This window comes from Streptomyces sp. NPDC025721 (assembly GCF_055558595.1).
Genome location: NZ_JBVHMF010000020.1, coordinates 19040 through 39900, shown reverse-complemented (window position 1 = coordinate 39900; position 20861 = coordinate 19040). Strand labels below are relative to the sequence as shown.

Genomic DNA, 20861 nt, shown 5'->3' with positions numbered 1-20861 from the left:
CCGTCCTCCGATTCGTACGCAGGCCGTCCCCCGGCCCGGCCCCCGAATCCGCGCCCGTGTCCCCCAGCGGACCGGCCTCGGTACGCACCACCGCGCGGACGACCGCGTTCCGCCCGTCGCCCGTGCGCGTCTCCGGCGCCCGCTCCGGCTCAGGACCCGTCCCAGGTCCCCGGCCCGACAGCGCCGCCGACCGGGCCCGCGCGCACAGCGCCGCGCGCAGCCGCAGGCGGCAGGCCGCGCTGCCGTGGACGCTGATGTACCACTCGGTGGGCGACTGCCGGGACGACCCGTATCTGGTGACCGTCTCGCCCGAAAGGCTCGGCCGCCAACTGGAGTGGCTGCGCCGCAGGGGCCTGACCGGCGTCGGCGTCGGCGAGTTGATGCGCGCCCACGCGGCCGGACGCGCGAGCCGCATGGTCGGGCTGACCTTCGACGACGGCTACGCCGACTTCCTGGAGTACGCCGTCCCGCTGCTGCTCCGGTACGGCCACACCGCGACGGTCTTCGTGCTGCCCGGCAGGCTCGGCGGCGTCAACGCCTGGGACGAACAGGGCCCGCGCAAGCCGCTGTTGACCGCCGACGGCATCCGCGCGGCGGCGGCGGCCGGGATGGAGGTCGGCTCGCACGGCCTGCTGCACCTGGACCTCACCGCGGTCGACGAGGACGAGCTGACCGTCGAACTCACTGAGAGCCGCGAGCTGTTGCGGGAGATCACCGGCCACGAGCCCGACGGCTTCTGCTACCCGTACGGCGCGACCGACGCCCGCACGGTGGCCGCCGCCCGCAGCGCCGGTTACCGCTACGCGTGCTCGGTCGACCCCGGCCCGCTCGCCGGGACGTTCGCGCTGCCGCGCGCGTACGTCGGCCAACGGGACGCGGCGGGACGGCTGAACGCCAAGCGGCTGCTGCACAAGCTGCGGACGGCGACGGCCGCCGGAGGGCCGCCCGCCGCGCCCGCGCCGACGCCCGTGCCGGGAGACGGGATCAGCGTCCTGCCCGGCGTGCGGGACGGCGGGCAGACCAGCGCGCGGTCCGGCCCGGGGTCCGGCCGGGGGACGGCCGCTCCGGAGGAGCCCAGGTGAAGGTCCTGCACGTCATCACCGGTCTGGGCATCGGCGGCGCGGAGCAGCAACTGCGGCTGCTCGTACGCCACCTGCCCGCCTCCTGCGAGAGCGAGGTGATCACCCTCACCAACCCCGGCCCGGTCGCGGACGCGCTGCGCGCCGACGGCGTACGCGTCACGCACCTGGGCATGACCGGCAACCGCGACCTGTCCGCGCTGCCCCGGCTCACCCGGCAGATCAGGGCGGGCCGGTACGACGTCGTGCACACCCACCTCTACCGCGCGTGCGTCTACGGCCGCCTCGCCGCGCGGCTGGCCGGGGTGCGTACGGTCGTGGCCACCGAGCACTCGCTCGGCGACTCCCAGATCGAGGGCCGCCCGCTCACCCGTGGCACCCGCGCGCTGTACCGGGCCACCGAACGGCTGGGCGTGGCCACCGTCGCCGTCTCCGCGACGGTCGCGCGCAGGCTGCGCGAGTGGGGCGTGCCCGACCCGCGTATCCACCTGGTGCCCAACGGCATCGACCCGGCCCGCTTCCGTTTCGACCCGGCGGTGCGCGCCGCCGCGCGGGCCCAACTCGGTCTGCCCGAGCGGGCGTTCGTCGTCGGCGGGGTCGGCAGGCTCGTACCGGGCAAGAACTTCGACACCGTCATCCGCGCGCTGGCCGGTGTCCCGGACGCCCATCTCCTCGTCGCGGGCACCGGGCCCGAGCACGACGCCCTGCTGCGGCTGGCCCGTTCGACCGGCGTCGCGCCGCGCGTGCATCTGGTGGGCGCGGCGGGCGGGGAGGACGGCAGCGGTGTCATGCCCGACATGCCCGCGCTGCTGGCCGCGATGGACGTCTTCGTGTCCGCGTCGCGCGAGGAGTCCTTCGGGCTCGCCATGATCGAGGCGCTGGCGGCCGGGCTGCCGGTGCTGCACACCGCGTGCCCCGCGATCGAGGACCTGCCGCCGGACAGCGCGCCCGGCGCCCGCCGGATCGGCACCGGCCCGCGGGACCTCGTCTCCGCGCTCCACGCCCAACAGGGCGCGGGCGTACGGCGGTTGCCGGTGCCCGCCGCCGTCGACAGCTACCACATCGCCCACACCGCCGACCGCGTGATGCGGCTGTACGCAACGGCAACCACATCCGCATCCGCATCCGCCACCGGCGTGGGGCCGGGACAGAAGAAATGAGACCGCTCATGCAGGACACCGCAGTGCAGGAGAAGGCCGCGATCCGCGACGAGAGCCGCGCCCCCGCGGGCAGGCAGGGGCGCGGGCGCCGCGCTTCGTGGCGGACGCCGCCGCGCTGGCTGCCGCTGCCCCTGTGCCTGGGCATCGGCCTCGCGGGCGGCCTCGGTTACGGCCTGACGGCGGCCCCGCAGTACGCCGCCACCAGCTACGTCATCGTGGTGCCGCAGCACGGCGACGCGACGACCACCACCGGTTTCGCGCAGGCGTACGGGCGGGTCGTCACCGGTTCCGCGGTGCTCGCGGGGGCGCAGGCCGCGTCCGGGATGGCGGTGGACGACCTCAAGGGCAGCGTGCAGGCCGCGACCTCGCCCGACGCGCCGATGATCTCGATCACGGGGACGGCCCGGCGCGGGGCGACCGCCGCGAAGGTCGCCAACGCCGTGGCCGATTCGCTGGCCGCGACCGGCAACCGCAACGCCGGCAGCACCGGCGTCCGCCTGCTGGTCTTCTCCCCCGCCACCGCCCCGACCTCCCCCTCCTCGCCCTCCACCGCCCTGTCCGCGGCGGTCGGCGCGAGCGCGGGCGGCCTCCTCGGCGCCCTCTTCCTCCTGGTCCGCCCCCGCTCCCGCCGCGAGCCCGCCTACGGCGCCTCCCTCCCGGCCCCCACCCCGGGCCACGCCCCGACAGCGATCCCCAGGGAATCCGTATGACCACCCCCGCCTCCGCCCACCCCCGGCCCACGCCCGAGACACCCCCGAAGCCCCCGCCCACCCCCGGGCCTGCCACAACGCCGACGGCTGCGCCCACGCCAGCGCAGGCACCGCAAGCGACCACCGGCAGCACGGGCGGCAACGCGGCCGGACGCGTATCCGAGCCACGCACTGCCCCCGGCGCCGACATCGGCGCACCGGACGGGGACGGGGGCGGGCTCAGGGTGGAGGTGTGCCGGGACGGCGAGGCGTTCGGGGGGATGGCCGCGCAGTGGGGGCGGTTGTACGGGCGGTGCGGGGCGGCGACGCCGTTCCAGAGTCACGCGTGGCTGTATTCGTGGTGGCTGTCGTACGGCAAGCGCGGGCGGCTGCGGGTCGTGGTGGTGCGGCGAGGCGAGGAGCTGGTCGCGGCGGCGCCGTTGATGGTGACGTACCGGCCGGTGCCGGTGCTGGTGGCGCTCGGCGGGGCGATCACGGACTACGCGGACGTGCTGGTGGACGACGCGGATCCGGCGTACGCGGCGGCGTTGACCGGGGCGCTGCGGCGGTTGGCGCGGACGGCGGTGATCGACCTGCGCGAGGTACGGCCGGGCGCGGCGGCCGAGCGGGTGTACGGCGCGTGGCGCGGCCCGCGCAAGGACCTGGAGGACTCGGTCTGCCTGGAGCTGCCGGGCCTGCCGATGGACGGCCTGATCGCGAGGGTCGGCAGCTCGCGCGGCCAGCGCATCCGCTCGCAGTTGCGCAAGCTGGACGCGGCGGGCGTCGAGGAACGCGCGGTGCCCGCGCACGAGGTGGCGCCCGCCGTCGAGACGATGCTGCGGCTGCACCTGCTCCAGTGGCAGGGCCGAGGGGTCACCCCCGAGCACGTACGCCCGCGCTTCGCCGAGCACCTGACCCGCGCCGCGCGGCTGATGGTGGCGAACGGCGACGCGGCGGTCACCGAGTTCAGCCTCGGAGGCGAGGTGGTGGCCGCGAATCTCACCGTGCTCTGCCCGAGCCTGGCCGGCGGCTACCTCTACGGCGCCCACCCGGACCTGCGCACCACCAAGGTCGACGTCACGACGCTGCTGATGCGGCACGGCGTCCGGCAGACCCAGGACGGCGGCCGGGCCGCCCTCAGCCTGCTGCGCGGCGCGGAGCCGCACAAATTCCACTGGCGCCCCGACCACCTCGCCAACCGCCGCCTGCTGCTGACCACCCGCCCGCTGGCCGTCGTCCTCCACAGCCGCGTCGCCCTGGCCGCCGCCCGCACCCGCCTGGCCGCGACCGCCAAGCGCCGCCTGCCGGTGCTGCGCGCCTGGCGGGCCGGGCTGAACGACCGGCTCGCCAGGCGCGGCGGCAAGGCTCACGGCGCCTGAGCCGCCCTGCGTCAGGGCGCGTAAGCCGCCCTGCGGCTAGCCGGCCGGCGGCGTCGGGCTCGTCGCGGGCGCGGCCTCCTGCACCGACTCCGGCTTCACGGCGGACGTGGCCGTCGGCGGCAACGTGGGTGTCGGTGTCGTCGGCACGGCCGGAGTCGGCGCCTCAGGCGTCGGCGACTCGGACGTCGGCGCGGTCGGCGTCGGCGAACCAGGCGTCGGCGAACCGAGTGTCGACGCGCTCGGCGTCGGCGTCGCCGTCTGCTCCCCCGGCGCCTTCGGTTGCAGCTTGATGCAGACCTGACCGCTGGCGTACTGCTTCTGCATCTCCTCGCTGAGCTGGAGCGGCAGGCACGCCTCCACCACGGGCGGCAGCGGCGAGGGCCCGGCCTGCGGCACCGGCGTCGGGCCCGGCGTGACGGCCGGAAGCAGAGTCGGTACGGCCACGGGTGTGAGCGCCGGGGTCGGCGTCACGGGCGGCAGCACGCTGGGCGTCGGGCTCGCGCTCGGGCTGACCGCCGGGCTCGGCGACAGGTCGGGGGACGGCGACACCGAGGGCGTCGTCGGCGCGGTCGGAGTCGGGCTCGGCGACAGCGACGGCTCCGGGGTGAGCGTACCGCTCGGCGTCGGCGTCACCGTGGGCGTGTCCGTAGGCGTCGGGGTCTCGGTCGGCGTCGCGGACGGGCTGACCGAGGGGGTCGGCGTATCCGTAGGCGTGCCCGAAGGCGTATCCGTGGGCGTCGGCGTCACCGTAGGCGTATCCGTGGGCGTCGGCGTGTCCGTGGGAGTCGGAGTGCCGGTCGGCGTCGGGGTCTCCGTCGGCGTCGGCGTATCCGAAGGCGTGGGCGTCTCCGTCGGCGTCGGCGTCTCTGAAGGAGCAGGCGCCGGCTTCAGGTCGAACAGCGCGTTGCGATACACCTTCGAGGACTTCGGGTTCTCCGTGCACTGCCACACGCCGTGCGGGCAGTAGTCGGTGATGGTCTGGTACACCGGCTGGTGGTCGTTGATCCACTGGAGCATCTGCCGCATGTAGTCGGGGTTGTCGCCGTTCCTGAACAGGCCCCACTCCGGGTACGAGATCTCCTTGCCGTGCAGGTCGGCGAAGTCGACCTGCGCCTGGAGCCCGTACGCCTCGTTGACCTGGTCGTAGAAGGTCTCGCCGGGCGGCTGGTCGTAGGAGTCCATGCCGACGATGTCGACGGTCGCGTCACCGGGGTAGCACTCGGTCCAGCCGATGGCGTCCTGGCCGCGGTTGGGCGTGAAGTCGAAGCGGAAGCGCTGGCCGGGGACGGCGCGCATGGCCTTGACGATCCGGTTCCAGTACGTCTTCCAGCCGGACGGGTCGGGCCCGCAGCGGTGGGTGTACGTGGTGCCGTTCATCTCCCAGCCGAGGACGATCACGGTGTCGGGCACGCCGAGGTCGACCAGCCGGTGGGCGAGCCGGGTGAAGTGGCCGTCGAAGTCGCCGCGCGCGCCCTCCTGGATCAGTTCGCGTACGTCGCGGTCGGGGACGCGGTCCTCGTTGTGCTCCTGCATCGGCACGTTGAGGACGAAGAGCCGGTCGGGCTTCGCGCGTTTCCAGGCGGCCCACGGCTGGAGCAGCCCGCCGCTGCCCTCGATGCCGGACCAGTCGTCACCGGGCAGATACGTATGGCCGACCGTCGCCTCCGTACCGCCGAGCCAGGATTCCAGGGCGCCGATCCGTGCTACGCCCTCGGCGCCGGAGTCGGTGAAGGCGCCCATGGGGGCGTACGAGGCGCGCGGCGGGGGCGTGGGCGTGGACCCGGAAGCACCGGCGGGACCGTTCGAGCCGTCAGGGCCCTCAGGGCCGTTCGATCCGCTGGCGCCGCTCGACCCGTTGACGCCGTCCGGGCCGCCCGGTCCCGTGGCGCCCTCCGCGCCGACGGCACCGGCGAGTGCGGTGACCAGGCGGCGGCCCGCGCCCGGCGGGTCACCCGCGATGCCGGACAGTCCTGACACGATCAAGGCGGCCGACACGAACCCGACGCCCGCACCCGTCAGCCACTGGCGTCGGTTGGCCATGGTCACTCCTCGTTCGCTGTCCGCTGTGCGTGGTGCGTGGTGCGTGGTGCGGTGACCGCCGTGCGACCGCACGGAAATCGGACTCCTAACGATCAGTCATAACGTATGAGTAATAAGCGCGCCCCCTGGCGTAGACCAAAAGCGGTTCCCACGACAGTTCCTACCCGGCCTCAAACAACCTGGCGGTCCGTCAATACCGGCACCGGGCCGATCGCGATATCACTCGGGCGGATGAAATTCCTTGCATCGCCCACCGATTATCCGGGTGACTCACCCCTACGGCGGCATGATGAGCCGCGGAAACGGCCGGAGGAGAGGAGTGTGTCGGACATGAGCGAAGCCATCGAGAACGGCAGCGGAAAACACTCACGACCCCGGGTGGCGACGCGACGGCGGTTGATCAGGCGCGGCATCACGACCGTGGCCGCCGTATCGGGGACCACCGCGGCGCTGCGTCCGATGCTGGCCGCGAGGCAGTCGGACACCGCGGTCGCCGAGCCCGCCGCCGGGTACGACACCGCCGCCGCCGGGTACGAGCCCGCTCCGGTGCCGGGCGCGGGGGCCGCCCTCTTCGACGAGGTCTACCGCGGGCGCCGCATCCAGGGGTTCAGCTCCGCGCGGGACAGCGGCGTCGACATCCGGATCGACGGGCGCCCGCTGCACGTGATGCGGCGCGTGGACGGCAGCTTCATCAGCATGGCCAACCACTACCAGCCCTTCCCCACCGCCCTCGGCACCGCCCGCGGCGCGGTCGACGTGCTCGGCCGCGCCCAGCTGTCCACGACCGCGGAGCACCACCACTGAGCGCCGTCCACGGGCGCCCGCACTGAGCGCCACCACTGAGCGCGGCACCACGCGCCACCACTGACGGCTGAGCGCCGTACGACCGCCGAGGGGTCAGTTCCTGTGTACACGCGAATGAATCAGCGGCATCTGACCAGCAGCCAACGCTCCCGGTTCGTCGAGGCCGTGCTGGAGCTCAAGCGCGTGGGCGGCTACGACAAGTACGTCATCACGCACGGCAAGTACTTCGCCGCCGACGGCGAGAGCGGGCTGCGGGTCGCCCACATGGCACCGACCTTCTTCCCCTGGCACCGCCGGTTCCTGCTCCAGTTCGAGGCCGATCTCCAGATGTTCGACCCGGGCGTCACCATCCCGTACTGGGACTGGACGTACGACAACGCGCAGAGCTCTTCTCTGTGGGGCCCGGACTTCATGGGCGGCAACGGCCGCGACAGCGACGGCCAGGTGATGACGGGCCCGTTCGCGTACCAGACCGGCGACTGGCCGATCAATTACGGGGTCACGCAGGAGAAGTACCTGACCCGCAACATGGGGCGGCCCGACCGGCCGATCGTGCTGCCGACGAAGGCGGAGCTGGACAACGCGCTCGCGATGCCGGTCTACGACGTCGCGCCGTGGAACTCCGCCCCGTCCACCAAGGGCTTCAGGAACAAGATCGAGGGCTGGACGGTCAGCGACACCAAGGGCGGCTACCTGCACAACCGGGTCCACCAGTGGGTCGGCGGTCACATGATCGGCGGCACCTCGCCGAACGACCCGGTGTTCTGGATGCACCACGCCTTCCTCGACCTGGTGTGGATCCGCTGGCAGCGGCTGCACCCGAAGTCCGCGTACCTGCCGTCCATGCCGCTGTCGGCCAAGGACCCCGAGCACGGCCGCGTGATCAGCAGCAACGAGCTGATGCCGCCGTGGAACGAGAAGCCGTCGGACTACTTCGACCACCGCTCGTTCTACCGCTACGAGGAGAGCTGACGCGCTCGCGCCGCGGGTGACGGGCCGAGGGTGACGGGCCGAGGGAAAAGAAAACGGCCTCCCGCACACAAGGTGACGGGAGGCCGCGGTGGCGCGGAATTACCACTCGCCGCCGTCGTGCCCGGAGACGTTGGCGCACTGGTTGCCGAACGCCGGGTTCAGCAGGCCGATGACGTCGACGGTGTTACCGCAGACGTTGACCGGGACGTGCACGGGCACCTGGATGAGGTTGCCGGACAGCACACCCGGCGAACCGACAGCGGCACCCTGCGCGCCGGAGTCGGCAACAGCCATACCGGCGCCGGCGGCCAGAACGGCACCCGCCGCGGCGGTGACGGCCGCCGCCTTTGCGATACGCGACATCAAGATCTCCCTGAGACGAAACCCAACCGCAAATACCTGCGGCGTTGACGCTGTGCGCAACGGGGGGAGATCACGAATAGTCACGCATGTTGGGCTGAATCGGTGACGGCGTATCAAAATAGGCCGAAGGGGTGAGCGCTGTTCGCGCTCACCCCTTCGGGTGTCACATCCGGCCGGAGCACGGCTCGTGGCGCCGCTCAGGAACCCTGTGAACCACGGCTCCGGCTACGCCCGGCGCTCGGTCAGAGCGGCAGGCCGGGGGCCGAAGGGAGGCCGGGGGCCGAAGGGAGGCCGCCGGGCAGCGTCGGGAGGGCGGGCAGACCGGGCAGGTTCGGCGCCGGCAGGCCACCGCCGAGGACGGTGGCGACGACGACGTTGACCAGGCCGGTGACGACGGCCGTGGCGGCGGTCAGCAGCCCCGCCGGGTCACCGGCCGTGGACGCCTTGACCAGGTTGTCGACGGCCGTCTGGAGCGCGGTGAGGGCGTCGGCCTTCAGGTCCCGCGTGGCGGACGGCTTGGCCGACGGCTGCGTGGCGACCTTGCCCGAGGGGCTGCCGAGGCTCGGCACCGCGGGCGCGGCGGGAGCGGCGGGAAGAGCCGGGGCGGCAGGAGCCGCGGGAGCCGCCGGGGCAGCGGGAGCCGCAGGGGCAGCGGGAGCCGCAGGGGCGGCGGGGGCGGCCGGCGCGGCGGCCTTCGCCGCGTCGATCGCCGACTTGGCCCCGGCGGCGTCGGCGGTGATGGTCTCGGGCTTGACGGTGCCGGGCTTGGCGAGCACGTCCTGGACCAGTTTCGTGACCGGGGTGAGCACGCCTGCCACGTCTCCCAGTGACTTGGCCTGCGCGAGCAGCGCGGTCGCGTCCGGCGCGGCCGGTGCCGTCACTGTGCCCGCGGGCTTGGTGTCTGCGGGGGTGGCGGCAGCGGCGGTCGTCGTGAGCGCGCCGCCGGCGATGGTGGCGACGAGCGCGGAGGCGACGACCACGCCGGTGATCCGGTGGGTACGCATGGAAAACAGTTCCCTTCGGTGGTGAACAGCTACGCCACCACCGTGAAAAGCAGACGGTATTACCGCAACTGCTGAGAATGGCCGCCGCCCACCAGGGTGGCGGCGCGAACTGTGTGAACTGCGGATTTCCCGTTTTCAACCGCTGCCGATCCACATCACCCTGATGGGCCGTTAGGGTGCGTACGCGCGGCCGACTTCTCCCCTAACGGAGGAATCCGGGAGCCTCGGGTCGCCCGCGGAGGTGATATCCGCCCCGGCCGGGCTCTCCCGGCGGTTAGGGTCCGGCGCATGAGCCAGACCAATACCGCCCTGAATTCCGCCCTCCAGCGCCGACTCGGCACCCTCGTGGTGATTCCGTGGGCCGGTGAACACCACGAGGACGGCCGCGACATGCCGTTCCTGATGGCCTATTCGCTCGGTGACGGGCCGGACGGCCCGGAGTCGGGTCAGGAGGCGGCGCTGGCCGTCGCGGAGGAGGTCGGGCTGCCGGTCGGCGGCGCGATCCTCGACGTCAAGCAGGCGCCGAACGTCCCGGTGAAGGTGCTGGTCGAGGGCGGCAAGGCCGTGCTGACGATGCCGTACCTGCACGCCGCGTGCCCGGTGCCCGAGCAGTGGGTGGCCGCGGCGCAGGACCGGGGCGCGGTGTACTTCATCCTCGCCACCCGCCCGTGGCCCGAGGCCAAGCCGGGCACCCCGGTGACCGAGGAGACCCTCCAGGGCTTCGCCGGGGACACCGACGTCCTGGGCACCGCCGCGCACTGCCTGGTGCCGGTGGGCACCCTCAAGGGTTAGAGCCCGACACTCGCGCGCAGGGGCGCCCCGCCGGACCGGAGAAGTCCCGCGGGGCGCCCCTGCGTGTGGTGGGTCTGTGCCTACGCGCCCGCACGCGTCCCGTGCGTACGGCGTCCGGCTCGGGTCAGTGGACCAGGTCGTTGGCGGCGGTGACCGCGTCGGTGCCCGCCTGGGCGACGTTCTTCACGTCCTGGACCTTCTGGTCGACCTTGTAGTCGCCGAGCACGCTGGCGGTGGCGCCCTTGGCCTGCTCGCCCGCGGCGCTCGCGGTGATCGCGGTGCTGCTCAGGGTGGAGCCCAGGTCGGCGGACTGCTCGGCGGCCATGGCGGCGGGGGCGCCCGCCGCGATCAGGAAGGAACCGGCGGCGGCGGTGGTGAGGATTCGGCTTACGTTCATGATCGATACAACGCGCGAACCGCCCGCAGGGCACGCGGACCGTACCGGTCCTGGTCGGCGCGGGACCGCGGGCCCTCCCGCCGCGCGCGCCCCCGCTGTTGCACTGGCGTGACAACGGCAGCACAGGAGACGGACGTTGCGGGAGCACTCTTTGTGTCACCGGCACGAACAGCCGGAGCCGGCCGGAACAGCGGGAGACCGCCGCGAGCGGCCGGAGAACGCCGCACCGCATCCGTTCCTGGGGGGAACCCGATATGTCCGTTCGTGCCCGTGGCCGTCGCAGCACCGCCGCCGCCATCGCGCTCACCGCCGGGATCACGGCGGGTGCCGCCCTGCTCCTGTCGGCCTGCGGCCCCGCGGACGGCACCGCCTCCGACCCGGCGCCCTCGGCGACGAGCGGCGCGAGCGGTCAGCCCACCCCCAGCGGGAAGGGCGGCAGCGGCGGCACCGGGGAGAACGCGGGGGACGACGGCGCCAACGGCTCGGGGGCCAGCCCGGTGGGCAGCAGCACCAAGCTCAACGGCACCGCGCACTCCGGTCTGACCATCAGCGACGGCACCCGCTACGTCGTCATGAACGGCACCCGGGTGGACTTCGGCACCGAGGTCCGCGACCTGGCCTGGTCGCCGAACGGCGCGAAGGCCGCCTTCATCGACGGCGACGGCGACCTGGCGGTCAGCGACCCCGACGGCAGCGGGCGCGTGATCGTCGCCAGGAACCCGGGCGACCAGAACTGGTCGCACCCGACCTGGCAGGTGCGCGCGAAGGACCCGCAGAACGGCCTTCCCGCCCTCGACAACATCCTCTTCGCCGGCCGCCAGGGCGGCACCGCCCGGCTGTACGGCGTCCCGGCCACCGCGCACGGCGGCACGCCCAAGGTGCTGAGCCTGAACCACGAGTCGGACGAGAACGTGAAGCCGCTGCCCCAGACCGGCAACGTATGGCCCAGCTCGGCGGGGAAGTACGGCACCGCCGTCTACGCCAACACCGGCGACGGCAACGTCTACATCCGCGACGACTACCTGCGGCAGCAGGGCTACGCGCTCACCCCGGGGTCCGAGCCCGCCATCGGGCCGACCGAGGACGACGGCATCGTCTTCGTCCGGTCCGTCGGGGGCCACGACCACCTGTTCCTGGAGACGCCCCACGACGGCGCGCCCGTGTACAAGGACCTGACCCCGCAGGCGACCACCGACTACACCGAGCCCGCCTTCGAGCCGAACGGCAGGACGGTCGTGGCCCGTACGCCCAACGGCATCGTGCGGCTGCCCGTGGACGGCTCGCAGGCGCCGGTCAAGGTCTCCGACTACGTCGGGCTCCCGGCCTACCGCGCCTGAGCCAACTCGGCCCGCAGCGCGTCCAGATGGGCGTCGGCGGTGTCGTGCGGCAGGAATTCCACCACGTCGACGAAGCGGAACAGCACCTGTGACGAGGTGACCGCGAACTCGTAGTCGGCGAAACCGACGACGGCGCCCAGCGTGCCGCGCACCGCGCCCCGGACGACATGAGCGGTCATGTCGTCCGGGTTCCGCGCGTCCAGGCCGCGCCGCGCGTTGGGCCGCGCCAGATACGGGCAGACCATCGAGGCGTAGAGCATGCAGGCGCGGTGGCCGGGCCCTTCGAGGGTCGGCGCGAGATTGCGGTACGGGCGCCCGGCCGCCAGCGCCTCGCCGATCGCGGCGCTCTCGGAACCGCCCACCACCCGCCACACCGGGCCGCGCGGCATCAGCGTGTCGCACACCGAACACAGCCGCTGCCGGGCGCAGTTGGCGCTGCGGTCGTAGTCGGTCAGCGCGAACTGCGGCTGGTCGTCCTGCCACGGGGTGATCGCGGGCACCGGGTAGCCGCGCGGGTCGCGGGGCCTGACCTCGACGGTCGGCGGCATCGGCACGGAGTCAAAGCGCACGGCCCATCCCTATCAGGCGGAACGGTCCCTGCGGAACAGCCGTCCGAACCCCGTCCGCCGCCCGCCCCTGCCGGAATCGGTATCGGTATCGCTATCGGCGGCGGTACCCGTACCCGTACCCGTATCCGTATCCGCGCTGTCGTCCGTGCCCGTACCGACGGCCCGCGCCGCGTGCCAGTCCGCCACGACCTTCTCGACGTCGAACAGGCCGAGGTTGAGGGGCGGTCCCTCCGGGGGACGGCGCAGGGCCTCGCGGATGCGGTCGTTGATCTCGGTGAGGATCTGCCGCACCTGCCGCTCGGAGCGCGCCCGCGCTATCGCGGCCGTCGCGTCCTCCGCCGCCTTGCGCAGCACGAGCGTCGGCGGCAGCGCGGACAGGCCCTCGCGGTGCATCTTGCCCTTGATCCACCACAAGTCGTCGTACGGGGTGTCCAGCGAGGCCAACGGCTTTCCCGCGCCCGGCAGTTCGGCGAAGTCGCCGCGCTGCTCCGCCTCGCGGATCTGCTTGTCCACCCACGTCTCGAAGGAGACACCGGCGGGTTTGCGGTCGGTCATACCTCGCTCCTCACGTGGGCGCACGCAGCGGGTGGCGTACGTACCAGGTTACGGCCGCGCCCGCGCGGCCAGCAGGGCGACGTCGTCCTCGGCGGCGGAGGGCGCCAGGCGGTGCACGATCCGGGCCAGGAGCGCGTCCAGCGGTTCACCGTCGGGCGGGAGGACGAGCGAGGCCAGCCGGGCGAGCGAGGCGTCGATGTCCTCGGTACGGCGTTCCACCAGCCCGTCGGTGTAGAGCAGCAGCGTCTCCCCCGCGCGCCACGGCACGTACACCGTCTCGTACGTGCCCCGCAGGTCCGCGCCGAGCGGCGGTCCCGGCGGTACGGCGAGCAGCCGGACACGGCCGTCGGGGGTGACGACGGCGGGCGGGAGGTGGCCCGCGCTGGCGAAGAAGCAGCCGCCGCGCGCCGGGTCGGCGAGGCCCAGCAGGCAGGTGCCCGGCCGCTGGGCGCCCGCGGCGGCCAGCAGCGCGTCCATCCGGCGCAGGACGCGGTCCGGCGCGTCGCCCTCGCCCGCGACCACGCGCAGCATCGAGCGGTAGTGGCTCATCTCGACGGCCGCCTCGACGCCGTGCCCCATCACGTCGCCCATGGCCAGCAGCGTCACGCCGCCGGGCAGCGCCAGGGTGTCGAACCAGTCGCCGCCGACCAGGTCGGTGGCGCCCGCCGGGAGATAGCGGGTGGCCACCTCGACCCCGGGGTGCGGGGCGCCGGGCGTGGCCAGCAGGGCGCGCTGCAACTCCACCGCGATGCCGTGCTCGCGGGTGTAGCGGCGGGCGTTGTCGAGGCTGATCGCGGCCCGGTCGGCCAGCGCGCGGGCGATGGCGGTGTCCTCGTCGTCGAAGCCGGGCGAGGTCCCGGCCCTGATCAGCGTGACCGTGCCGATCCGGTCGCCGCGGGCGCTCAGCGGCACGACCAGCACGGAGTGGATGCCCGCGGCGCGGTAGGCGGCGACCCGCTCGGCGTTCGGCGCGGAGTGGGCGATCTCCTCGTCGCGCGGCAGATTCTGCACCACGGGACGCCCGGTCTCCAGGCAGGTCGGGATCGCCGAGCCGCGCTGGTAGACCACGTACTCCCCCGGCGTCCCGAAGATCCGCACCCGCTCGCGCAGCGCGGGCCGCGCGGCCATCGCGGCCCTGCGCAGCCGCAGCGCGCCGTCCGGCGGGGGGCGGCGGCGGGCGCGCGGGCCGCTGTCCAGCACCTCGACGGTGGCGGTGTCCGCGATCACCTCGACCAGCAGGTCGGCCAGTTCCTGGCAGGTCGGGTCCATCTCCAGCGTGGAGCCGATCCGGACGGCCGCCGCGTCGAGCAGCAGCAGCCGCTCCTTGGCCCGTTCCAGCTCGCGCTGCGCCTCGTGGTCCTCGCTGACCTCGATGATCACCGCGCCGATCCCGCCCACCCCGCCGTCCCGGCCCTGGAGCCGGTGGTACGTGCACTGCCAGTAGCGCGTGGTGTGCGGCGAATCGGCCCGGGTCTGGCCGCTGGAGAGCAGCTCGCGCGGTGTGCCGTCGGCGAGCACCATCCGCAGGACGCCCTCGCCCACGTCCACGCCCGGCACCGTCTCGGCGATGGTCCTGCCGATGTGCGCGGCCGCTTCGACGCCGTTCATCCGGGCGAGCGCCGGATTGACGTACCGGTAGCGCAGGTCGGGGCCGAGTACGGCGACACCCGCCGCCGTCCCCTCCAGCAGCGCGCGCCACAGCGACTCATCCGCGTTCACCTGTTCCACAGTGCACGCAGGGCCGCGGGGCCGCGAATCGGGACGGCGGAGGGGCCGCGCGGCGGCCGGTCCTACGGGGTCCGGGGGTCCGGGGATTCGGGGTCCGGAGAGGCTCGGCGGGGTCGGGGGCGCGGGGCGCGGGCTGATATAACAGCGCTGTTAGATTAGCCGCCCGGCGCTTCGACGGTTGAGGCGTCGCGCCCGTCGAGAGGAACGGACCGCCATGACCGAGGCGCAGCGGAGCCACCCGCCGATCGAGCCGTACGACCGGGGCATGCTCGATGTCGGCGACGGGAACCTCGTGTACTGGGAGACCTGCGGCAACCCCGAGGGCAGGCCGGCGCTCGTCGTGCACGGCGGCCCCGGCTCGGGGTGCAGGCCGTCGCACCGGCAGGACTTCGACCCGGAGCGGTACCGGGCGGTGCTGTTCGACCAGCGCGGCTGCGGGCGCAGTACGCCGCACGCGAGCGACCCGGCGACCGACCTCACCCACAACACCACCGACCACCTGATCGCCGACATGGAACGCCTGCGCGTCCACCTCGGCATCGACCGCTGGCTGCTGACGGGCGGCTCCTGGGGCTCGACGCTGATCCTGGCGTACGCGCAGCGGCACCCCGAGCGGGTCTCGGAGATCGTCATCAACGGCGTCACGACCACCCGCAGAGCGGAGATCGACTGGCTCTACCGGGGCGTCGGCCGCTTCTTCCCCGAACAGTGGGCGGCCTTCCGCGCGGCGGCCGGTCCGGCGTACGACGGCACGGGGTCACGTACGGCGCCCGGCACGGCGTCCGGCATAGCGTCCGGCATAGCGACCGGCTCAGCGTTCGGCATGGCGTCCGATACGGCGGGCGGCATCGCGGGCGGGCTCGTCGCCGCGTACGCGCGCCTCACCGAGGACCCCGATCCGGCCGTACGGGCCAGGGCCACCGCCGACTGGTGCGCGTGGGAGGACGCGGTGCTCTCCCTCGAACCCAGCGGCTCCGCCCGCCCGTACAGCGACCGCCCCTCCGCCGCCCGGCTCGCCATGGTCCGGATCTGCGCCCGCTACTTCTCGCACGGCGCCTGGCTCGAAGAGGGCGCCCTCCTGCGCGACGCGCCCCTGCTGCGGGGCATCCCCGCCACCCTGCTCCACGGCCGCCTCGACCTCAGCTCGCCGCTCGACACCGCCTGGCACCTCGCCGCCGCCTGGCCGCAGGCCACCCTCACCGTCGTGGACGACGCGGGCCACAAGGGCAGCGCCACGATGTCCCGCCACGTACGGGACGCGCTGGACGGGTACGCGCGAGCGGTCTAGGGGCGGGCCCGGTCAGCCGCGTACGGGGACCGTCGAGGTGGTGAGGAGCTGACGGGCCTGGCGCTCCGGGGTCTCGGGCGGGACGACGAGCAGGTCGCAGCGGCCGACGCCCCGGCAGAGCAGGCACACCGAGTCGCGGTGGCCGGTGGTGGTGGAGCGGTGGATACGGAGGGTGTGGCCGCCGAGCAGCAGGGCGGAGGGCCCGTCGAGCCAGTTCGCCGCGTCGAGGGTGATGTCGGTGATCCGGCCCCAGCGGCCGTTCAACGCGGCGAGCAGCGGCGGCAGTTCCTTGGTCACGTCACGGGTCCGCGGCCACCAGGCGCCGTCGATCCGTACGGGGCTGCCGCCCGGGTGGATCAGGGACAGCCGGGCGGGCGGCCCGTCCCAGACCGGCAGGGCGCAGGCGGGCAGCGGCGGCGGTGTCTCGGTCGCGGTGGTGATCGTCATGGTGTCGGCCTGTCTCCGGACGGTTCGTCCGGGGTGGTGGGTGGTGCCAAGCGCGTGTTCGGGGCGGGCCGCGGCGGGCGGGGCGGCGACGGCGGACGTACGGGCGGCGGTACGTCGGCGGCGGTCCCCTCGGTGACGTCCGTGCCTCGGCTGACGTCCGGGTCCTGGGCGGCCTCGGTGACGCCGGTCACGCCCGTGACCTCGGCCGTCCCGGTGCCGTCCCGTACGCGCTCCTCGCCGCCGACCAGGCGGAGCTGGAAGGGGCCCGCGTCGGGGAAGTGGACGGTGTCCACGGTCAGCCGCAGCCGGGTGCCGCCGTCCTCGTCCACCACCGGGCGGCCGGGGGGCGGCTGCTCGGTCGCGGCGAAGCGGAAGCGCAGCACCTGCGCGATCCTGCGGGCCGCCTCAGGGGTCGCGGCCACGATGCTGACCTCGGCGAAGCCGGGCGCGGGCAGCGCCCGCTCCGCGCCGCCGGAGCCGGAGCCGGAGCCCGAGCCGGAGCCCGAGCCGGTGGCCGCCGCCGCGTCCCGCGCCGCGTCGTCGCGCCCGGCCCCGGCGCGGTCCCGCGGCGGCCCGGCCGTACCCGCCATGCGCGGATCGGCCCCCGTCCCCGCACCGGCCGCGCGTGGCTCGCCCGACTCGTTCTCGCGCGGGGACATCAGGCCGCCCGCTCCGGCCGGGCCAGCCCCGCGGGACCGCCCTCGGCCTCCCAGGCGGCGTCCGCGCCGCGGTCGGGGTCGGCCTGGGCCATCAGCTCGCTCGCGGTACGGACATTGGCCGGGTCCGCCGCCGCGGCCATCAGCCGGGCCGCCGTCGCCGCCGGGGTCTGCGGCGGGACGATCAGCAGATCCCAGCGGCCCGTACGGTACGAGAGCACCAGCAGCTTGTGCGGGTCCTGCTCCTCGACGAACCAGCCGACATGCACCACGTGCCCGGCGACCGGCACCTTCTTCGGCACGGTCGGCCAGTACAGGGGGTTGACGGTGACCCGGGTGATCCGTCCCCACAGCAGGTCCAACGCGCCGACCAGGGACGGCAGTTCGAGGGAGAGGTCACGGGACTTGGGCCACCAGGCGCCGTCCAGCGGCCCCGGTCCGTGGCCCAGCTCGGCCGAACCGATCCGCAGGGCGCTGACGCCGGGCGACAGCGAGAGCCGCGGCGCGGGGGGCGCGGGAGGGGGCCGCGGGACCGTACGGACCGCCGAGGGGTGTGCGGAATCCTGAGAGGAGAGCATGGAACAAATCCGTCCACGGGCCCGCTGGAACGGGTCCGGCACCGTCGCTCACCGCGAACGACGCCGACTTGAGTGCCGGTGTACGGAATGCCCTCGGTCCGTTCACCCTACTCCGTCCGGGGTCTCTGGGACGATGATGGAAGGTCACCGTTCCGGACCGCCGGGACACGGGGCCGATGGGGGAGGGAACACGTGGCCGAGGTCTTCACGCGCCGCATGTCCAGATGGCAGGCGGAGCAGCAGCGCGAGGCCGTCGCGGATGTCTACGTCGAGGCGTACCGAGGCGTGCCGGGCCAGGAATTCCACGACCGGGAGGATTTCCTGGGGCGCTTCGCCGAGGCCACGCAGCGGCCCGGCTTCGACATGATCGTGGCCAGCGAGCGGCGGCTGACCGGGGTCGCGTACGGCTACGTCCTCGACCGCGCCGACGGCTGGTGGCGGGACTTCACGGTCGCGGGCACCGACGGCGCGGGGCCCGACGGCACGGACATCGAGGAGCTCACCGCCTCGGGACAGGTCTTCGCGCTCGCCGAGCTGATGGTCGTGCCCGCGTACCGCAGGCAGGGCATCGCGACCGGTCTGCTCGACCAGCTCCTGCTGCGCAGCGACGCGGCCCTCGTCACCGTCCTCACCGCGCCCGACGCCGACGCCGTCCACGCCCTGCGCGCCTGGGAGTGGACCTACCTCGGCGACACCCACGGCCCCCGCCAGGCATGGAGCCGCCCGCTGCGCCCGTGAGCGTCGCCGCCGCCATGTCCCCTGGCGTCGCTACCGCTTGCGGACGCCGAACAGCGAGCGGCTGATCTCGCGGCCGAGCTGCGTACCCATGGAGCGGGCGAGGGACTTGAACGCGCCGCTGTGGACGACCTGTTCGACGATTCCGGCGTCGGCGGCGGCGCCCTTGGCGGAGGAACGGCCGCTCTTCGGGGCGGCCTTGGGCGCGCTCTCGGCGGCTTCGGCCCGCGCGGCGGAAGCCGCTTCGGCGGCGGCCAGCTTCTCGTAGGCGGACTCGCGGTCGACCGCCTCGGCGTACCGCCCGTACAGCGGCGAGGACTTGACGGCGGAGTCGAGCACGGCCGCGTCCACGGGACCCATCAGCGACTCGGGGGCGCGCAGCCGGGTGGCGGCCACCGGCGTCGGCGCGCCGCTCTCGCTGAGGACGGTGACGACGGCCTCGCCGGTGCCGAGCGAGGTGATCGCGCCGCTCTCGCTGAGGACGGTGACGACGGCCTCGCCGGTGCCGAGCGAGGTGAGCAACTCGCCGAGGTCGTAAGCGGAGTTGGGGAAGGTGGAGACGGTGGCGCGCAGCGCCTTGGCGTCGTCGGGCGTGAAGGCCCGCAGAGCGTGCTGGACGCGGTTGCCGAGCTGGGCGAGCACGTCGCCGGGGACGTCCTTGGGCGTCTGCGTGACGAAGAAGACGCCGACGCCCTTGGAGCGGATCAGCCGTACGGTCTGGGTGATCGCGTCGAGGAACGCCTTCGAGGCGCCGTTGAAGAGCAGGTGCGCCTCGTCGAAGAAGAAGACCAGTTTCGGCCGGTCGAGGTCGCCGACCTCGGGCAGGTCCTGGAAGAGGTCGGCGAGCAGCCACATCAGGAAGGTCGAGAAGAGCTGCGGCTTGTCCTGCACGGCGGGCAGCTCCAGCACGGAGACCAGCCCGCGCCCGTCGGACGCCGTACGCAGCAGCTCGCTCGTGTCGAATTCCGGCTCGCCGAAGAACGCGGCGGCGCCCTGCGCCTCGAAGGCCGTCAGGGTCCGCATCAGCACCCCGGCCGTCGCCGACGAGATCCCGCCGATCTCCTTCAGCTCCGGCTTGCCCGCGTCGGAGGTCAGGAAGGCGATGACGGCCCGCAGGTCCTTGAGGTCGTACAGCTCGAGGCCCTTGGTGTCGGCGTAGTGGAAGATCAGGCCGAGCGACTGCTCCTGCGTGGTGTTCAGGCCGAGCACCTTGGACATCAGGACGGGGCCGAAGGCGGTGACGGTCGCCCGTACCGGGATGCCGGGGCCGAGGCCGCCCAGCGCGTAGAACTCGGCCGGGAAGCCGGTGGCCGTCCAGTTCTGGCCGACTTCCGCCGCCCGCCGCTGGACCTTCTCACCCGGTTGGCCCGGCGCCGACACGCCGGAGATGTCGCCTTTCACGTCCGCGAGGAAGACCGGGACGCCCTGCGCGGAGAGCTGTTCCGCGATGAGCTGGAGCGTCTTGGTCTTGCCGGTGCCGGTGGCGCCCGCCACCAGGCCGTGCCGGTTGAGCATGCCGAGCGGGATGCGGACCGGCGCGTCGGGGTGGCACTCGCCCTCCCAGAGCAGCGCGCCGAGGTCCAGCGCGGGGCCGGTGAAGGCGTAGCCGCGGGCGATGTCGGCGGCGGGGGACGGCAGTGTCGGCCCGGACGGCGCCGCTGATGGCCCGGACGGCGCGGGAGTCGGCCCGGACGGCGCGGCTGATGGCCCGGACGGTGGGGGAGTCGTCCCGGACGGTGGGGGAGTCGGCCCGGACGGTGGGGCTGTCGGCCCGGACGGTGGGGCTGTCGGCCCGGACGGTGCGGGAGTCGACCCCGGTGTCACGGCCGCCTCACCCGTGACGGCCTCACCGGCGGAACTATTCGGCTGGGGATCGGTCATCACATGCTCCCGATTCATACGACGATGAGGCTTTTGCCACCATCGCACCCCGGCAGCGGTGCTGCGCCCGGACAAGCCGGGCCGGTAGGCTTTCCGTGTGATCTTCAAGCGCATCGGAAACGGGCGGCCGTACCCGGACCACGGCCGGGTGAGTACGCGCGAGTGGGCCGACGTCGCCCCACGTCCCGTGCGGCTGGACCAGTTGGTGACCACCAAGGGACAGCTCGACCTGGAGACACTTCTCGCCGAGGATTCCACCTTTTACGGCGACCTGTTCGCCCATGTCGTGAAATGGCGGGGCGACCTCTATCTCGAGGACGGACTCCACCGGGCGGTACGCGCCGCGCTCCAGCAGCGCCAGGTGCTCCACGCCCGGGTCCTGGAGATGGACTGACAATCCGCTTACGC

Annotated in this window: 20 protein-coding genes and 2 pseudogenes; 11 read left to right on the top strand and 11 right to left on the bottom strand. The window is 73.7% G+C overall.

Annotated features, from left to right (window positions below):
• Window positions 1-254: 254 nt before the first annotated feature.
• From ACZ4EF_RS25335 to ACZ4EF_RS25320, 4 genes and pseudogenes are all read left to right on the top strand, one after another.
• Window positions 255-938 (top strand): annotated as a pseudogene (locus ACZ4EF_RS25335) (polysaccharide deacetylase family protein); the annotation flags it as partial.
• 140 nt (window positions 939-1078) lie between these two features.
• A complete protein-coding gene (locus tag ACZ4EF_RS25330; protein ID WP_467506454.1) occupies window positions 1079-2239 on the top strand; it encodes a glycosyltransferase in 1161 nt (386 codons plus the stop codon).
• A gap of 8 nt (window positions 2240-2247) precedes the next feature.
• A complete protein-coding gene (locus ACZ4EF_RS25325; RefSeq protein WP_467506453.1) occupies window positions 2248-2949 on the top strand; it encodes a YveK family protein in 702 nt (233 codons plus the stop codon).
• A 260-nt stretch (window positions 2950-3209) separates the two neighbouring features.
• On the top strand, window positions 3210-4307 hold the full coding sequence (locus ACZ4EF_RS25320; protein WP_467506452.1) for a GNAT family N-acetyltransferase: 1098 nt from the start codon (window positions 3210-3212) through the stop codon (window positions 4305-4307).
• A gap of 36 nt (window positions 4308-4343) precedes the next feature.
• On the opposite strand, the gene ACZ4EF_RS25315 is transcribed toward ACZ4EF_RS25320, so the two are convergent.
• Window positions 4344-6347, bottom strand: a complete 2004-nt coding sequence (locus ACZ4EF_RS25315; RefSeq protein WP_467506451.1) for a glycoside hydrolase family 26 protein — start codon at window positions 6345-6347, stop codon at window positions 4344-4346.
• 330 nt (window positions 6348-6677) lie between these two features.
• On the opposite strand from ACZ4EF_RS25315, the gene ACZ4EF_RS25310 reads away from it, so the two are divergent.
• Window positions 6678-7151, top strand: coding sequence for a tyrosinase family oxidase copper chaperone (locus tag ACZ4EF_RS25310; protein WP_391042324.1), 474 nt, complete (start codon window positions 6678-6680; stop codon window positions 7149-7151).
• Between the two features lie 102 nt (window positions 7152-7253).
• Window positions 7254-8123 carry a tyrosinase family protein gene (locus tag ACZ4EF_RS25305; protein ID WP_355336509.1) on the top strand — a complete coding sequence of 290 codons (870 nt, stop codon included), beginning with the start codon at window positions 7254-7256 and terminating at the stop codon, window positions 8121-8123.
• 99 nt (window positions 8124-8222) lie between these two features.
• Here ACZ4EF_RS25305 and ACZ4EF_RS25300 read toward each other — a convergent pair whose 3' ends face one another.
• The gene (locus ACZ4EF_RS25300; protein ID WP_188284466.1) at window positions 8223-8486 is read right to left on the bottom strand and encodes a chaplin; all 264 of its coding nucleotides are present in this window, start codon (window positions 8484-8486) and stop codon (window positions 8223-8225) included.
• 242 nt (window positions 8487-8728) lie between these two features.
• Window positions 8729-9490 (bottom strand): hypothetical protein, encoded by a 762-nt coding sequence (locus ACZ4EF_RS25295; RefSeq protein WP_467506450.1) that lies wholly within the window; start codon window positions 9488-9490, stop codon window positions 8729-8731.
• A 288-nt stretch (window positions 9491-9778) separates the two neighbouring features.
• Here ACZ4EF_RS25295 and ACZ4EF_RS25290 point away from each other — a divergent pair, with 288 nt between their 5' ends.
• Window positions 9779-10282, top strand: a complete 504-nt coding sequence (locus ACZ4EF_RS25290) for a DUF5949 family protein (protein WP_355336511.1) — start codon at window positions 9779-9781, stop codon at window positions 10280-10282.
• A gap of 124 nt (window positions 10283-10406) precedes the next feature.
• Here ACZ4EF_RS25290 and ACZ4EF_RS25285 read toward each other — a convergent pair whose 3' ends face one another.
• On the bottom strand, window positions 10407-10679 hold the full coding sequence (locus tag ACZ4EF_RS25285) for a hypothetical protein (RefSeq protein ID WP_188284469.1): 273 nt from the start codon (window positions 10677-10679) through the stop codon (window positions 10407-10409).
• Between the two features lie 254 nt (window positions 10680-10933).
• Between ACZ4EF_RS25285 and ACZ4EF_RS25280 the strand changes: the two genes are divergently transcribed.
• Window positions 10934-12016, top strand: a complete 1083-nt coding sequence (locus ACZ4EF_RS25280) for a TolB-like translocation protein (protein ID WP_467506449.1) — start codon at window positions 10934-10936, stop codon at window positions 12014-12016.
• Here the strand turns inward: ACZ4EF_RS25280 and ACZ4EF_RS25275 are convergent.
• The 3 genes and pseudogenes from ACZ4EF_RS25275 to ACZ4EF_RS25265 form a co-directional block, all read right to left on the bottom strand.
• Entirely contained in the window at window positions 12004-12585 is a 582-nt protein-coding gene (locus ACZ4EF_RS25275) for a hypothetical protein (protein WP_391126729.1), read from the bottom strand. The genes ACZ4EF_RS25280 and ACZ4EF_RS25275 overlap by 13 nt on opposite strands.
• A gap of 162 nt (window positions 12586-12747) precedes the next feature.
• A pseudogene (locus ACZ4EF_RS25270) lies at window positions 12748-13140 on the bottom strand (DnaJ family domain-containing protein); the annotation flags it as partial.
• A gap of 48 nt (window positions 13141-13188) precedes the next feature.
• On the bottom strand, window positions 13189-14859 hold the full coding sequence (locus ACZ4EF_RS25265; RefSeq protein ID WP_355336514.1) for a SpoIIE family protein phosphatase: 1671 nt from the start codon (window positions 14857-14859) through the stop codon (window positions 13189-13191).
• Between the two features lie 223 nt (window positions 14860-15082).
• On the opposite strand from ACZ4EF_RS25265, the gene ACZ4EF_RS25260 reads away from it, so the two are divergent.
• Window positions 15083-16156, top strand: coding sequence for an alpha/beta fold hydrolase (locus tag ACZ4EF_RS25260; RefSeq protein ID WP_467506448.1), 1074 nt, complete (start codon window positions 15083-15085; stop codon window positions 16154-16156).
• A gap of 12 nt (window positions 16157-16168) precedes the next feature.
• On the opposite strand, the gene ACZ4EF_RS25255 is transcribed toward ACZ4EF_RS25260, so the two are convergent.
• The 3 genes from ACZ4EF_RS25255 to ACZ4EF_RS25245 all read right to left on the bottom strand — a co-directional run bounded on the left by ACZ4EF_RS25255 (window position 16169) and on the right by ACZ4EF_RS25245 (window position 17837).
• Window positions 16169-16603 (bottom strand): DUF5994 family protein, encoded by a 435-nt coding sequence (locus ACZ4EF_RS25255; RefSeq protein ID WP_355336516.1) that lies wholly within the window; start codon window positions 16601-16603, stop codon window positions 16169-16171.
• Window positions 16600-17193, bottom strand: a complete 594-nt coding sequence (locus ACZ4EF_RS25250) for a hypothetical protein (protein WP_467506447.1) — start codon at window positions 17191-17193, stop codon at window positions 16600-16602. The genes ACZ4EF_RS25255 and ACZ4EF_RS25250 overlap by 4 nt, the downstream gene beginning before the upstream one ends.
• Before the next feature lie 68 nt (window positions 17194-17261).
• Window positions 17262-17837, bottom strand: coding sequence for a DUF5994 family protein (locus ACZ4EF_RS25245; protein WP_355336518.1), 576 nt, complete (start codon window positions 17835-17837; stop codon window positions 17262-17264).
• Between the two features lie 216 nt (window positions 17838-18053).
• On the opposite strand from ACZ4EF_RS25245, the gene ACZ4EF_RS25240 reads away from it, so the two are divergent.
• Window positions 18054-18575: a GNAT family N-acetyltransferase gene (locus tag ACZ4EF_RS25240; protein ID WP_355336519.1), complete on the top strand. Its 522-nt coding sequence runs from the start codon at window positions 18054-18056 to the stop codon at window positions 18573-18575.
• A 30-nt stretch (window positions 18576-18605) separates the two neighbouring features.
• Here ACZ4EF_RS25240 and ACZ4EF_RS25235 read toward each other — a convergent pair whose 3' ends face one another.
• On the bottom strand, window positions 18606-20453 hold the full coding sequence (locus ACZ4EF_RS25235; RefSeq protein ID WP_467506446.1) for a helicase HerA-like domain-containing protein: 1848 nt from the start codon (window positions 20451-20453) through the stop codon (window positions 18606-18608).
• A gap of 97 nt (window positions 20454-20550) precedes the next feature.
• Here ACZ4EF_RS25235 and ACZ4EF_RS25230 point away from each other — a divergent pair, with 97 nt between their 5' ends.
• Window positions 20551-20847, top strand: coding sequence for a type II toxin-antitoxin system VapB family antitoxin (locus tag ACZ4EF_RS25230; RefSeq protein WP_188284476.1), 297 nt, complete (start codon window positions 20551-20553; stop codon window positions 20845-20847).
• Window positions 20848-20861 lie beyond the last annotated feature (14 nt).